This is a genomic window from Mesorhizobium sp. M0663 (assembly GCF_040320585.1).
Lineage (GTDB): Bacteria > Pseudomonadota > Alphaproteobacteria > Rhizobiales > Rhizobiaceae > Mesorhizobium.
Genome location: NZ_JAMYPX010000004.1, coordinates 122012 through 135585, shown reverse-complemented (window position 1 = coordinate 135585; position 13574 = coordinate 122012). Strand labels below are relative to the sequence as shown.

Here is a 13574-nt window from a genome sequence, read left to right as displayed (position 1 = left end):
GGCATAGTTGGCGGAGCACGCAGGCGTGCTTTCGAGGGTGTTAAGGCGCTAGTTGGCCAACAACTCGTTTGCGCGCTCTTTCGGTCGCAAGACGGATTGACGCTATACCACGGAGCCATTCAATGACCGCAACCAATCTGGACCTTTGGATTGCGCCTGGTTTGCCGGCCGTTCCGGATACACTGTCGGACCCCAACCAAATCGCGTCACGTGCCCTTCAGCTTCGCGAGCGCGAGCGACAGCAGATTGCCACCAACTTTCAAGCTGGCAACTATGAACTCGCCTCGGCCTTTGTATGGATGCGCACGATGGCTCTCTTGAAGATTCAGTTAGCATCCCTTGGCATGGAGTTCATTGGTGAACTCTTGCAGCGCCCTGACATCAACGAATTCAGCGATGTCAGGACAGCCGTGTCCGACGCTGAAGCGATATCCCTTGCTCGCGACCTTGGGATCGTAACGCCCCTTCAAACGATGCGGCTATTGCAGTCACAAGCGGTAGTCTCTCACTTTGCAGGCGTTGAGAACGATCCATCCGCCAATCATGATGAAGTAATGACACAAGAAGAGGCAATTCTGTGCCTTCGGGTGTGCGTTCAAGGCGTTTTGGGTCACGAGCAAGTGGCAGTTGCAGAAGACTTCAAGCTGTTCAGGACCAAACTCGAATCAGAAACGATGACCACAGCTTCGCCTGAGATTGTTAAGCTCACCTCGTCTCCATATTTCTTTATTCGAACGGCCATCAGTATTTTGCTGTCATTGTTTAAGACGAGCAAAGGCGCGCAGTTGGAACATACAGCTAGAAACGCGTCGCTGATCATCCCTCTGTTTTGGGGGCAATTGAAAGCTCCTGAGCGTTGGCAAATTGGACAGGCGTATGCTCACGAGTTCAGTGAAGGGCGGAGGGACTCAGTAAAAGGTCTGCATGCCGTTCTTCTTGCTGTTGCTGGTTTTGACTACGTCCCGGAGAATTTGCGATCCACAACCTTCGTCCAAGTTGCCAGCAGCGTTATTGCCGCGCATCAAGGAATGAACAACTTTTATAATGAGCCAGGTCCGATGCGTGAGTTGGCAAGCTTGGGGACCTCGATTCCCGGCCCTGCACTTGCGATCTGTATATCGGCCGTTCTTTGCGTAAAATTGGGCAATTTTTACGGCACCTCCTGGGCGGCCCAAGCACCGGCTAATCAAATAATAGCTGGTTTGTCGAAGGAAAGATGGCTCTATTACTTTAACGAACGTTTTGAAAATGACCGCCTTGTATTGTCGAAATTGATTGAAGACGGTCCCGCGACAAATTGGGTCCAATTAATACAGGCGCTGCAGCTTGAGCCTGAGAAGATTGTAAACAAGGAAACTCGAGCTCTAATCGTCGCCACCAACGCAGGTGAGAAATCAAGGGTTCAATCAATATCTATGCGAATCTTTAAAGCTTCGGTCCACTAGCTCTGTCGAGCAAAATAGATTGGGTGGGGCCAGTAGCACGGATGTGGCCCTGTACGACACAGCCGCCAAAGGCACCCGTCGCTCAGCTGGATAGAGCACCGGCCTTCTAAGCGATGGTCACAGGTTCGAAGGTCGAGATCGCCAATCTTTTCATGTACGGCCCGGAGACGTGGGTAACAGAACATACCTAAGATATGGTGTGGACACTTTCGGCCCGAAAGGGTTTGTCGCGGCCGTTCCGCCAATCTTCGTATTCTAAAGGCCTAGCATCAAAGCCAGTCCTGCCCGGCCACGGCAACCACGTTCGATTTCAGCAATCGCCTGGAACCCGATCGACCTCGAACGATTTCTTCGTCAGCAGATCTCGAAGGGAGCGCCCCGTGCCTGCACCACCCGAAATGGATGTCGTCCTCGAAAAGCTGCCGTTGAGGATCGGCGCCTACGTACCCGACGATTTGCTGGAGGACTGGTTCGCGCCGGGGACGGGCATGAACCCGGTGAGCAAGGAAGCGCTTGCCGCCGCCAAGACTTACGGTTGGCGCTTCGAATGCGAGTTCAAGCACTACCCCGAACGCAAGGAAGGCGTGTTCTGGAAGTGGGTGCCGGCGATCTGACCGGCGCTGGACGGTTCATCGTTCCGCGGAAACGCAGAACCGGTCTATCTTATTGTTTGACGCAAAATACCGGACGGAAACCGCTTCACACTTTTCCTGGAATTGCTCAGCCTCCGCCTATCGGCGTCATCACCTTGCCGGTTCCGCCGCATTCGGGGCAGGTGCGGCCGTCGATCATGCCTGACCCTGCACAGCGGCGGCAAATATTCTCGCCAGCGCCTGGAGTGCCTGCGGGGACTTCGTCCGTGTTGGTCTGACCGGCTTGCCGGGGCTTGCCCTGCAGCTTGTTTCTCAGCCGGGCGACCCAGCCTTCGTCGACCTCGAGCGGCCTGCTGCTGTCGTCCGGCAGGCCTTCGCCGGATTGGCCGATGGTTTCATTGCGCGGCCGGTCGTTCGCGCCTGTCGTGATCTTCTAAGCCATTGCGTTTGCCTTTACGCCTTGCAATTTTCGAACGCCTCAGCTGCGCAGAGGTTCCGGTTCGACCGGCAGCCTTTCAGCCGGGTTTTCGCCGCACATTATCTATCCTGAACCCGGATTTCGGCCGCGCCGGCATGCGGGCAAGCGAGACGGTCATATCCTGATCAGGCACCTGGTAGGCCATCGACCGCGTCAGCAGGCGAACCGCTTCCATGATCAGCGCGACGGTGACGGCTTCTCCGGGGCAGCGATGGGTAGTCGCCGGATCTCCGCCGCCATGCGGGATGAAGTCGAAGCCGTGGGTTTTCCAGCTCAAGCCGCGCTCCGGGATAAATCGGTCCGGCTCCACAAACAGGCGGCGATCGTGGTTGGTGCCGTGCAGGTCGAGCAGAACCCAGTCGCCTTTGCCGAAGCGGTAGCCCTTCCATTCGAAGGGGTGGCGGGCGCGGCCGCCGATGAACGGGAAGAACGGATAGAGCCGGCGAACCTCCTCGGCGAAGGCTTCCAGCCCGTCGTCATCGCCGGCGGCGAACTTATCGTACCATTGGCGGTGCTGGTGAAGCGCCAGCGCCGCAAACATGATGAAGCGGCCGATGGCGACAACCGGCCGGATGATGTTGATGATCTCGACCGCAGCACTGGCAAGATCGAGCGGCATTCCCTCGGCATCGACATATTCGCTGACCAGGCGGACCGGGCTGTTTGCCGGCAAATCAAGCGCGCCGCTTCGAACGCGCCGTACAAGCTCGCCGATAGTGCGTTCGGTCCGGCGTCGCCGCCACAGCGCCAGCATGGTCGACGGCCCAATGCCGCCGGCGTTCTCGACCATGCCGCTGAGCTCGCGGCAGAGTTCGGCGCGATCCTTGTCGGCGGGGATGCCGGCCCAAGCCGCTGCCGCCTGGGTCAGGACGAGGTTTACGGCGTCGAACAGGACGATCTCGTCACGCCGCTGCCAGTCTTCCAGCTGGTCGAGCCAGGCGCGACGGAAGGTTGCGCGAAGCCGCTCGATCTGGTCGCCATCCAACAGGATCGACAGGAAAAGCGCCTTGCGGTGGCGGTGAGCGGCGCCGTCGAGCGCCTGGACGCTACTCTTGTCCTGCAGCAGCCGCAACGTGGTCTGCGGCATCGCGCCAACTCGGGTAAAGTGGTCGCCGCCATAAAACATCTCGGCAGCCTCGGCACCACGGACGCAGATTGCCGGCCGCAGCATCAGGCGCGTCGCAAAGATGTCGGTGTTCATGCGCCGGCAGCGGGTCGAAATGAAGTCATAGCCCTCGCGCAGCAGGGCCAAGGTGCTATCGAACGCGGCGCGCGGAATGGGTTTTGCGGCATGATTGCCGCCGTCGGCATCGATCAGTTCACGTCTGTTCATGGCGTGCTCCCTGGCGTTGAAATTCCTCAACGCACGGCCGGCACTTTCGATCACTCGACTTTTTGACGGCTTTGCCGCGCCGCCCTTCGGCCGCGGCTGGCAAGGATGGTGGTCAGCGTGACCGGACGAAAACCCCAGCTGTCGACGCCGACGTCATACTGGCGCGTGACCGGGGTCAGCCTGCCGTGGGAATGGCCATGCAGGTCGATCGATTTCCTGCCGATCTGGTTCCAGGTGCGAAAAGGATAGTGGCAAAGGATCAGCAGGCTGCCGTCGAGCGCCAGCTCCTTGTAGTGTTGCGTGCTCGCCCAACCTGTGGCCTCAATGGTGGCCGCAGCATCGTTGTTGCCGATGATCAAATGCTTGCTGCCATGAAGAGACGCCAGAAGCGACGACACGAACGCGGCCGATCCCCTGGCAAAATCGCCGAGATGCCAGACCTCGTCGTCCGGCCCGACAGTCTCGTTCCAGAACGCAATGAGGGCCCGGTCATGTTCCGCCAGCGAGCCGAACGGGCGGCGGTCGATGCGCAAAATGCGCGGGTCGCTGAAATGCGTGTCGGCGGTGAAGTAGATCATGCGCTGGAGCCTGTTTCGAACTGCCGATCTGGGCGCGTGGCGCACCAAGTCCATGTTGCTCTCCCGATGCTTGCTCAACCCGCTCGATCGCCGGTTGTTCCTGGAAGCAGGCCTAGGCGGTTGCCGCTCGTTGGCACTTTGAAACGGCGGAACTTTGAAACGGGGGAACTTTGAAATGAGACGCAGGTTAGAATGCTTGGCCCCGATGCTCTGAAAGGACCTCGACGATGACCGACGCAGCACCTCTTGGGCGAAGCCCGGGTCAGGCGCGGGGCGATATCGACGCCGGGCTCGAAGGGGACAAGACCCCGGGCATCGATCCGGCTGCAGCTCCCATGGAAACGGACGCTGAATCAGCCGGCAACGCTCCGCCGAAGAGCCCTGCCGCGCGCCATGAAACGCCGAAGTTTACCAACCAGGCGAGCTATGCCAATGCGATGCGCCCGCTGAAGGATAAGCCCGACGTCCAACCGAGCAGATATGGGCCAGTCCTGGTGATTGCCGCCATCGTCGTGCTGGCCGCGGCGGTTTTCATCGGCGCAGCCATGCTGTGCTGAATACCGCTGCCCCAGGTTCGGTGGCGCGATGGCTGGACATTTTGTTTCCGGTCCGGGACCTTGCTGACGCGCCAAGTTCAGGCGTGATCGAGTCTGCTGCACATTGACCACCAACCATCAATTCTTTGCCCGAGACGCCACCACCGTGGCGCGCGACATGATCGGCGCGATGCTGCTCTTGCACGGCGTCGGCGGCATCATCGTCGAAACCGAAGCCTATCGCCCGGATGATCCGGCTTCGCACGCTTTCGGTGGCAGGACGGTGCGCAACGGCGCAATGTTCGGCGCCCCCGGCAGCGCGTATGTCTATCGCTCCTATGGCCTGCATTGGTGCCTCAATGCCGTGTGCCTGCCCGGCAGTGCCGTGCTTATCCGCGCAATCGAACCGCAATCCGGGCTGGTGGTGATGCGGGCCAATCGCGGCGTTGACGACCCCCGGCTGCTTTGTTCGGGACCGGGTCGCCTTTGCCAGGCGCTGGCAATCGACAAATCCCATGACGGGCTGCCCCTGGACCTGCCGCCATTCGAATTCAGGCCGCCGAGCGAAGCCGGCGCCGTTCTGACAGGCCGCCGGATCGGCATTTCCAAGGCTGTCGATGCCGAGTGGCGGTTCGGACTGCGCGACTCGGATTATCTGAGCCGCAAGTTCTGATGCCCGCGGCAGCGGCAGAGCAGTTGCCCCCCGGCATCACTCGTCGGGTTTGCCGAGATGCATAGGTGTCGCCTGCTGGCGGGCTTCCCTGGTCACCTCGTCGGCTCCGGCAGGTGAAATCCCTCGCAACGCCTTCGCGGCTACGGTCAGCCGGCCGCGATCATTGCCGAAGCTTTTGATCAACTGACGGACCTGGTCGGCGGTGATGCCGTTCTGTTGGGCAAAATACTCGACTTCACGGTCGTCTTCCGTAGAAACGCGATCGCGCTCGCGGAAATCTCGCTTGCTCTTATCGTCGGCCATTTTTTCCTCCTGGTGGAGCTTTGCATCAACGGCAACGTGGGTGAGCCGCTTTCGTTGCCGCGATCAGGCGGACTTTTCCGCCGCCGTGCCGACTGCCCAGGAACCATGAGGCGAGCAGCCGGTTTGGCTTGGATGCAGACACGTTCAGCCTCCAATTCATACCGATGGAGAATACGATGACGCTCGCAAGCAAAACCACTGCAATTGCCGCGGCGCTGGCCATGTTGGCCGCGCCGGCATTCGGCCAGACGAGCCCACCTGCGCCCGCCGCGCCGGCACCGGATCGTGGCGCCGAACAGTCGCCCGCAATGAGCGGGCAGAGCCAGGATGCCATGCGCGATATGATGCGCCAGATGATGACCGAGATGCTGGAGGAGAGAATGCAGGAAGATCGCGCGCCCCGGGAGGAACGGCGAGGTCCCGACCGCTGGCATCGCGGCTACAGGATGGGCCCGCCTGAGCGAGGGTGGGAGATGGGTGGGCGCGGCGGCATTGCACGCGGGATGCATGGCGCGAAGATGCGAATGATGTTCGCCATAGTAGATGCGGACGGCGATGGCGCGCTTTCTCAAAGCGAAGTCCAGGATTTCGTCGGGCGGATATTCAACGCCGTCGATGAGGACGGTGACGGCAGCGTCGACATGCAGGAAATCCGGTCCTTCTTCCACGGAGGCGGCGCCGAGGATCAGGAATAGGTCTCCTAGCGGTCGGCAATGAGGCCCCTAGCGGAGGTAGCGCCCACGTCAACCGGGGGGCGAAAACCGTCGCTTGCAGATGCATTCCCTGGCTGGCCTTGCCAAGCCGAATGCCGGGTCGGAACGGTTCAAGACAGCAGGAATTCAATGGCTATGACAGAGAAAACTCCAAACATCGCCCGTGTCTGGCGCGGCAGAACCGTGCCTGAAAAGGCGGATGCCTATGAGAGTTACAACTATCAAGCCGGCATCAAGCCGCTGATCGAGAAGGCGCTGGGCGTGCAGACCTTTCGCGAGGACACGCCGACCCATTCGGAATTCGTGACGATCTCCTATTGGGAAAACGTCGAGGCGATGGCGGCGTTCACCGGCGGCGATCCGACGAAAATCCACCATCTCGAGCGGGACGAAGAGTTCCTGATCGAGTTGCCGTCGCGGGTGCAGGTGTTGCGCATTCGATCGAGTCACGGGCGGCTGGGATAGGGCAGCGCCGCCCGGTTCGGCCCGATCTAAGAAATCGCCGTCAAGTCGATTTCGGTGATGTGCCAGCGGCCGAGATTTGCGGTGTAGAGCTTGTCGCCCTTGAAGGCGATGTTGGTGGGATGGGCGAGCGTCGTTGCCGCCGGATCCTCGATCAGCACCTCGAGCCCGCTATCCTTTCGCCAACGATAGATGCGGCTCGGCTCGTAGCATGAGATGAACAGCGACCCGTCCGGCGCCAAGGCGACGCCATCGGGAACGTTGCTCACGCCGTCCACGACGAGCTGGCGAGGTCCTGCCGTGCCGTCGGCACGGATCGGCACATAGCTGACGCAGGCCGCATGGCTTTCCACGACGTAAAGCCCATCGCCACCCGGCGCCATCGCCATGCCGTTGGCGAAGGCCATGGTCTCGCTGCACCACAGGCCGCCTTCGCCGGTCTTCAAATCGTAGCGAAAGATGCCGGAGCGGTTGTCTTCGCCTACGCTGTCCGACACGTAGAGCCAGCCGCGCGCCTCGTCGATCACGGGATAGTTCGGCACGCGGATGCCGGCCGAGGCGAAGCGGAGCATACCAGCGGTCGCGGCATCCCAGCGAAAGATCGCCGAATGTCTCAAATCGCATGCAAAACAGTTTCCCGCGCTATCGAAGGCGATGCCGAGCAGAAAGCCCTCCGTACCGCCCATGCGTTCGACCGAGCTGCCATCGGCGGCGAGGCGCAGCAGGTCGCCGGTTTCGGTGCCGCACCAGATCGAGCCGTCGCGATGGATGGCCACGCCTTCCGGATGGGCGACGCGCGGGTTGGTGAAGATGCCATCGAAGAAGACCCTCGCGGCCGACATTTCGAGCAACGGCTTTGCCATGCGCCGCCCCTCTTCAATCCGGTGCAGTATGCGATCGCTGTGCGGCGATGCAGCGCTCGACCATCCGCCGGTCGGTGGCCAGGATCTCGGCGATCAGGGCGCTGCGCTCCCTGGCGCTGACGAATTCGAGGCGGCGCAGGCCGAGCGGGTCGATGCGGTTTCGCAGGATGTCGAGCGTCTCGTTCGAGGGTAGCGCAAGTTCGCGGCAATCGGCATCGAATGTCAGGGCAAAGCCGGTGGCATCCTGGAGCTGCTGGCGCGTCACGCCCGGCATGGTTTCGATGACGGCCAATTGCCGGCTCTCCCCGTCGAGCCGAAACACGCAAAGGTCGGTGAACACCAATGCCGCGCCGGTCCGATAGCCCATCGGCTCGCGTTCGGCCTCAGTCAACAGGCCGCGCGCCGAGCTGGCAATCTCGACCGTCTCGACCAGCGACTGCACGGAATGGCGGGGGACGTAGAGCAGATAATCGCGATGCATGTTGGCGACGTCGGCCATGCCGCCTTGCCCGGGCAGCCGGATAAGGCTGCCGTCACGCTTGCGCAGCGCAATGGTGTTGACGCGCCCACGGCGGTCGACCTGCGCGGCACCGACGATCTCATGCGTCACCGCGCCGGCCTGATAGTAGGTCGAATAGGTGTCGTCGCCGCCGGCATGCGCCACCGCCGTCTCGCAATCGAGGCTTTCGATCAGCGACAGGATCATCGGGCTCGGTGCTATGTCGAGATGGCCGCAACTCATGGTGGCGATGATCATGTCCGGCGCGTGCGTCGCTTTGGCCAGCCGGTAGGCGACATTGGCGAGCGGCGATACCGCGCCGGCACTGGCAAAGCTCTCATTGTCGAGCTCAGCGGCGATGCGGGCGGCGATGATCTCGTCGATGGACGCCTCCTTGTTGCCGTGCACGAGCCCGGGCATTGCGAGGACTGTTTCAGCGCGGACTTTTGCAGCGTCTTGAACCCGCTCCGGCACGCCTTCCGAAGGCATGCTCAGGCTGTCCGACAAAGGTATTTCCTTGGCCGCGAACGCCCCCGCCAACGCTTGATAATCCGTCACATAGAATGGCAGGCAGGAGGCGGGATAGGCGCCGCCTGGTGCCAGCGCGATCGCCGACACCTGGTTGCGGGTCAAAATGCTCTGCCGACCATCATGCCGCAGCGCTCCGACCGGGACGATCTCCTCGACCGTCACCAGCACCTCGCGCGCCGCGCCGGCCATGGCGAAATCGAGCGCCCGTGGTCCGATGATCTGGACATTGCCGCTCTCGTCGGCACGCTGGGCATGGACGACGAACGTATCGAGCCGCAAGGCCGGGATGATCCCGGTCGTGATTCCCGCGATCGGATCGGGCGCGGCGATCGCACCCGGCACGCGCGCCAGCATGTCCGAACCCTCCGGAAGCTGAAACGGCATCAACGGCAGGTTCTGCTGCCCCGCCCGCAGCGCCTGGATCATCGCCAGCGCCGTCCAGTCGCGAACCGGCACGGCATTCGTCTCGGCAGCCGCGCGGAAACGCGGCGGCAAGCCAAAAATATCGAGGCTGGAAAAGCAGATATCGACCTCCGCCACGGCATTCGCTTCGAGAAGCAGTTCGAGCGGCAGGCCGCCGGCCCAGCAGACATAGCGAAGATCCTTGACGCCCAAGCGGGCGATGGCCCGCAACAAGGCGATCGGCAGCCGGGCAAAATGATGGCCACCGACACCGAAGACGTCGCCGCCGCCGACCATCGCGGCCAGGCCCTCGACATCGGTGAAGCGCGGCCGGTTTTGCTTGACCAGGGACGTCATTTCGCAGCCTTCGGCCGCGTCGCGCTCTTTTCAGCAAATTCCTTGACGCGCCGCTGGCCGGTCTCGCTGCGGTACAGGCCACCCAGGACATCGCGCTCCATGGCAAGGCCGTCGGCCAGATCGCCCGAAACGGCATGCGCGGTCAGCGCTTTCAGCCCTTCGATCGCTGCGGCCGGTTCGGCGGCGATCATCTCGGCAAGGTCCAGCACCCGCGGCATCAGCCTTTCGGCATCGACGATCTCGTTGACCAGACCGGCGCCGACGAACTCGGAAGCCGGCACGATGGCGCCGGTCATCAGCAGAAAATTGGCGCGGTTGCGGCCGAGCTTCTGGACGCTGCGCTGGGTGCCGCCGCCGCCGGGGACCAGCCCGAGCTTGATCTCGGGCAGGCCGAGCTTCGCGAACTGGTTGGCGATGACGATGTCGCAGCACAGCACCAGCTCCATGCCGCCGCCGAGCGCAAAACCATTGACCGCGGCGATGACCGGCTTGCGGTTCTGCTCGATGGCTGCATACATGCGTGTGCCCGCCGCCTGGAAGGCGTCGAACTCGACAGCTGTCTGGGCAGCGTATTCCTTGATGTCGGCGCCGGCCATGAAGCCGCGCCCCTCGCCGGTCACCACGATCGCGCCGACGCTGTCATCCTGCGACAGCGCCTCGAAAAGCTCGGTGATCTCGCTTTGCATCAGCCGGTTCATGGCGTTGAGCTGATCGGCGCGCCGGAAGGTGACGACTGCGACGCGCCCGGATATTTCCAAGGTGAGTGTCTGGTAAACGCTCATCGTCAGGCAGCATCCACGGTCATGTCGCCGGACGCCTCCAGCGCGGCGATCTCGTCGCTGTGGAGGCCGAACTCGGCCAGTATCTCGCGGCCATGCTGGCCGACCAGCGGCGCCGGCCGCTCGATGGTTGCCGGCGTCTCGCTCATCTTGACCGCCGGCGCGACCACCCTGACCTTACCGCCTCGCGGATGGTCGTAGCTGGTGATCATGCCCATGTGCTTGACCTGCGGGTCCTCGGCTGCGCGCCTTATGTCCTTCACCTCGGCACACCAGATGTCGGCTGCCAGCAGCCGCGCCAGCAGGTCCTGCGTGGCAAACTTCCTGGTTTCGGCGTTGACCTTGTCGAACACCTCGTCGCGCCTGTCGAACAGCGTCTTCAGATCGTCGTAGACAGCAAGCTGCGGCGCGTCCAGCAGTTCATACAGCGTCTTGAACGGGCTCATGGCGATCGACACATAGCCGCCGTCCTTCGCTTCATAGACACCGAACGGCGCCTGCATGCCGGGGTGGCCGATGCCGGAATTCGGGCGCACGAAATCCTCGCCGAGATTGAGCACGGCGACATATTCCTGATTGAGATGCGCCAGCATGCCGGCGAGCAGATTGACCTCGATCTTCTGGCCCTTGCCGGTCTTCTCGCGATAGTAGAGCGCCGACAGGATGCCGTAGACCATGTTCATGGCGCCGATCTGGTCGGCCAGGCCGGCACCGGCCGGAACAGGAGCCTGATCGCCGCGGCCGGTGTTGGAGATCAGCCCGGACAATCCCTGGATCAGCATGTCCTGGCCGGGGCGCTCGACATAGGGGCCTTCCTCGCCATAGCCGGAGCCCGAGCAGTAGATGATGCCGGGATTGACTGCCTTGAAGTCCTCGTAGCCATAGCCGAGCCTGGCGAGCACGCCGGGGCGGAAATTCTGCACCACCACATCGGCCTTCTCAGCCATGTCCATGATGATGGCATGCACCTTGCGACTTTTCAGGTTGAGCGCGATGGAGCGCTTGTTGCGGTTCCAGGCGAGGAAATTCGGGCTTTCGGAGCCGCCGACCCATTTGGCGAAGAAGGTCATGCCGCGGAACATGTCGCCGGCGCCGGCACGCTCGATCTTGATGACGTCGGCGCCCATGTCGCCGAGCAGCTGCGTGGCGAACGGCCCTTGCAGCAGGTGGCTGAAATCGAGAATGCGGACGCCTTCGAGGGCTTTGTTCATTTTTGTCTCGTTTGTTGTCAAAGCAGGTCGGGTACGTAGCGCGGTGCTGCGGTGAGGCCGCCGTCGACGCGCAGGTCGGTACCGGTGGTGAAGCCGGCGGCGTCGGAGGCCAGATAGACGGCGGCTTCGGCCACCTCGGACGGTTTGCCGATGCGGCCGAGCGGATGCATCTTGACCCAGGCCTTGGCGAGATTGCCGCCGATCTCCTTGACCAATTTGTCGTTCATCGGCGTGTTGATGGTGCCGGGCGAGATCGAGTTGACGCGGATGTTGAGCGGGCCGAACTCGACCGCCATCTGGCGCGTCATCGCCATCACCGCACCTTTGGCGCCGGCATAGGCGGTCCAGCCGTCGAGCCCGATATGACCTTGCGCCGAGGCCATGTTGATGATCGAGCCGGATTTCTGCGCGATCATGTGCGGCAGCGCATATTTGCAGCCGCGGAACACGCTGGTCAGGTTGACCGCGATCAGCCGGTGCCACTGCTCGTCGCTCATTTCGTGAACCGGCATGCCGCCGATGGCGATGGCGGCATTGTTGACGAGAATATCGAGATGGCCGGTCTTGCCGACGGCTGCGTCGATCAGGGCGGCGATGTCGGCCTCCTCCGCCACGTCGCAATGGATGTAGTCGGCGCGGTGGCCGGCGGCGCGCAGCTCGGCTGCGAATTTTTCACCCTTCTCGTCGGCGATGTCGCCGAGGAAGACGTGCGCGCCTTCCCTTGCCATCGCCTCGCTGATCGCGTGGCCGATGCCGTCGGCGGCGCCGGTGACGATTGCGGTTTTCCCTTTGAGACGATCCATATCAGCCTCCAATGGCGCGCCGGCGCTTTGCTTCGTCGAAGGCGACGGCGGCAATGATGATCATGCCGGTGATGACCAGTTGCCACTCGGTCGGCAGGCCGAGACCGCGCAGCCCGTTGGACAGGAACTGCAGGATCAGCACGCCGAGCGCCATGCCGGTCAGGCTGCCTATGCCGCCGGCAAGGCTCACCCCGCCGAGCACGGTGGCGGCAACGACCTGGAACTCGAAATTCAGCCCGGCCGTATGCTGCGCCGAACCGACGCGGGCTGCCAGGATGATGCCGGCTACCGTCGCCAGCAGCGCGCTGATGATGAAGCAGGTGAACTTGACGCGGCGCACGTCGTAACCCGCCAGCCGTGCCACTTCCGGATTGCCGCCGACGGCATAGATCTGCCGCCCGAACGGCCGGTGCTGCATCACGTAGGCGAAGACGGCGAGCAGGACGATCGCGATGACAGCCGAATAGGGAACGACGTTGAACAGGCGGCCGTCCGACAGCGCGATGAAGCTATCGAGCGCGGCATCGTCTGGAATAGCGCGCTGGCCGGTATAGAGATAAACGCCGCCGCGCATGATGAACATCGTGCCCAGGGTCACGATCAGCGAGTTGATGCCGGCGTAGGCCGTCAGATAGCCATTCACGACGCCGATGATCAGCCCGAACAGCAGCGCGCCACTGATGCCGAGCAGCAGAGAATTCGTGTCGTTCATGATGATGATCAGCGGCAGGGCGATGGTCGCCAGCAGCGAGCCGATCGAGATGTCGACCTCGCCTGATATGAAGACGATAGCGCAGCCGATGCCGGCTGTCAGCGCCAGCGAAGCCTGACCGAGCACATTGGTGATGTTGCGCACGGAGAAGAAATTCTCGGCGGTGAAGGAAAAGAACGCGATCACCAGAATGAGGCAGAGGAGCAATGCCAATTCCTGGCGCGCGACGAGCCGCGCCAGCATGGACGGCCCAGCTTTCATGGTGTCGGTGCTTGCCAGGCTCATCGCTTGGTCCCTTTGCGA

15 protein-coding genes are annotated in these 13574 nt (G+C 62.3%); 6 read left to right on the top strand and 9 right to left on the bottom strand.

Features of this window, described 5'->3' with window-relative positions; all coding sequences use genetic code 11:
* Positions 1-122: 122 nt before the first annotated feature.
* On the top strand, positions 123-1445 hold the full coding sequence (locus NKI54_RS09970) for a hypothetical protein (protein ID WP_352691367.1): 1323 nt from the start codon (positions 123-125) through the stop codon (positions 1443-1445).
* A 380-nt stretch (positions 1446-1825) separates the two neighbouring features.
* On the top strand, positions 1826-2059 hold the full coding sequence (locus NKI54_RS09965; RefSeq protein ID WP_352691365.1) for a hypothetical protein: 234 nt from the start codon (positions 1826-1828) through the stop codon (positions 2057-2059).
* A 494-nt stretch (positions 2060-2553) separates the two neighbouring features.
* Here NKI54_RS09965 and NKI54_RS09960 read toward each other — a convergent pair whose 3' ends face one another.
* Positions 2554-3849 carry a cytochrome P450 gene (locus tag NKI54_RS09960; protein ID WP_352691363.1) on the bottom strand — a complete coding sequence of 432 codons (1296 nt, stop codon included), beginning with the start codon at positions 3847-3849 and terminating at the stop codon, positions 2554-2556.
* A 50-nt stretch (positions 3850-3899) separates the two neighbouring features.
* On the bottom strand, positions 3900-4427 hold the full coding sequence (locus tag NKI54_RS09955) for a metallophosphoesterase (protein ID WP_352691361.1): 528 nt from the start codon (positions 4425-4427) through the stop codon (positions 3900-3902).
* A 227-nt stretch (positions 4428-4654) separates the two neighbouring features.
* Here NKI54_RS09955 and NKI54_RS09950 point away from each other — a divergent pair, with 227 nt between their 5' ends.
* Together NKI54_RS09950 and NKI54_RS09945 are read left to right on the top strand one after the other, a co-directional pair.
* Entirely contained in the window at positions 4655-4984 is a 330-nt protein-coding gene (locus NKI54_RS09950; protein WP_352691359.1) for a hypothetical protein, read from the top strand.
* A 103-nt stretch (positions 4985-5087) separates the two neighbouring features.
* A complete protein-coding gene (locus NKI54_RS09945; RefSeq protein WP_023677030.1) occupies positions 5088-5636 on the top strand; it encodes a DNA-3-methyladenine glycosylase in 549 nt (182 codons plus the stop codon).
* Between the two features lie 36 nt (positions 5637-5672).
* On the opposite strand, the gene NKI54_RS09940 is transcribed toward NKI54_RS09945, so the two are convergent.
* Positions 5673-5939, bottom strand: a complete 267-nt coding sequence (locus tag NKI54_RS09940) for a DUF3606 domain-containing protein (protein ID WP_023677031.1) — start codon at positions 5937-5939, stop codon at positions 5673-5675.
* Positions 5940-6115: 176 nt separating this feature from the next.
* On the opposite strand from NKI54_RS09940, the gene NKI54_RS09935 reads away from it, so the two are divergent.
* On the top strand, positions 6116-6634 hold the full coding sequence (locus NKI54_RS09935; RefSeq protein WP_352588727.1) for an EF-hand domain-containing protein: 519 nt from the start codon (positions 6116-6118) through the stop codon (positions 6632-6634).
* A gap of 153 nt (positions 6635-6787) precedes the next feature.
* Complete coding sequence (locus tag NKI54_RS09930; protein WP_352449521.1) at positions 6788-7117, top strand: antibiotic biosynthesis monooxygenase family protein; 330 nt, start codon at positions 6788-6790, stop codon at positions 7115-7117.
* A gap of 26 nt (positions 7118-7143) precedes the next feature.
* On the opposite strand, the gene NKI54_RS09925 is transcribed toward NKI54_RS09930, so the two are convergent.
* From NKI54_RS09925 to NKI54_RS09900, 6 genes are read right to left on the bottom strand one after another with little or no spacing between them, the layout of a single operon-like run.
* On the bottom strand, positions 7144-7977 hold the full coding sequence (locus tag NKI54_RS09925) for an SMP-30/gluconolactonase/LRE family protein (RefSeq protein ID WP_352691357.1): 834 nt from the start codon (positions 7975-7977) through the stop codon (positions 7144-7146).
* A gap of 13 nt (positions 7978-7990) precedes the next feature.
* Positions 7991-9766: a CoA-transferase gene (locus NKI54_RS09920; RefSeq protein ID WP_352691354.1), complete on the bottom strand. Its 1776-nt coding sequence runs from the start codon at positions 9764-9766 to the stop codon at positions 7991-7993.
* Entirely contained in the window at positions 9763-10548 is a 786-nt protein-coding gene (locus tag NKI54_RS09915; RefSeq protein WP_352691352.1) for an enoyl-CoA hydratase/isomerase family protein, read from the bottom strand. Before NKI54_RS09915 ends, NKI54_RS09920 begins: the two co-directional genes overlap by 4 nt.
* Before the next feature lie 2 nt (positions 10549-10550).
* A complete protein-coding gene (locus NKI54_RS09910; RefSeq protein WP_352588742.1) occupies positions 10551-11756 on the bottom strand; it encodes a CaiB/BaiF CoA transferase family protein in 1206 nt (401 codons plus the stop codon).
* 17 nt (positions 11757-11773) lie between these two features.
* Complete coding sequence (locus tag NKI54_RS09905) at positions 11774-12559, bottom strand: SDR family NAD(P)-dependent oxidoreductase (RefSeq protein ID WP_023677038.1); 786 nt, start codon at positions 12557-12559, stop codon at positions 11774-11776.
* 1 nt (position 12560) lies between these two features.
* Entirely contained in the window at positions 12561-13556 is a 996-nt protein-coding gene (locus tag NKI54_RS09900; RefSeq protein WP_352501149.1) for an ABC transporter permease, read from the bottom strand.
* Between the last annotated feature and the right edge of the window lie 18 nt (positions 13557-13574).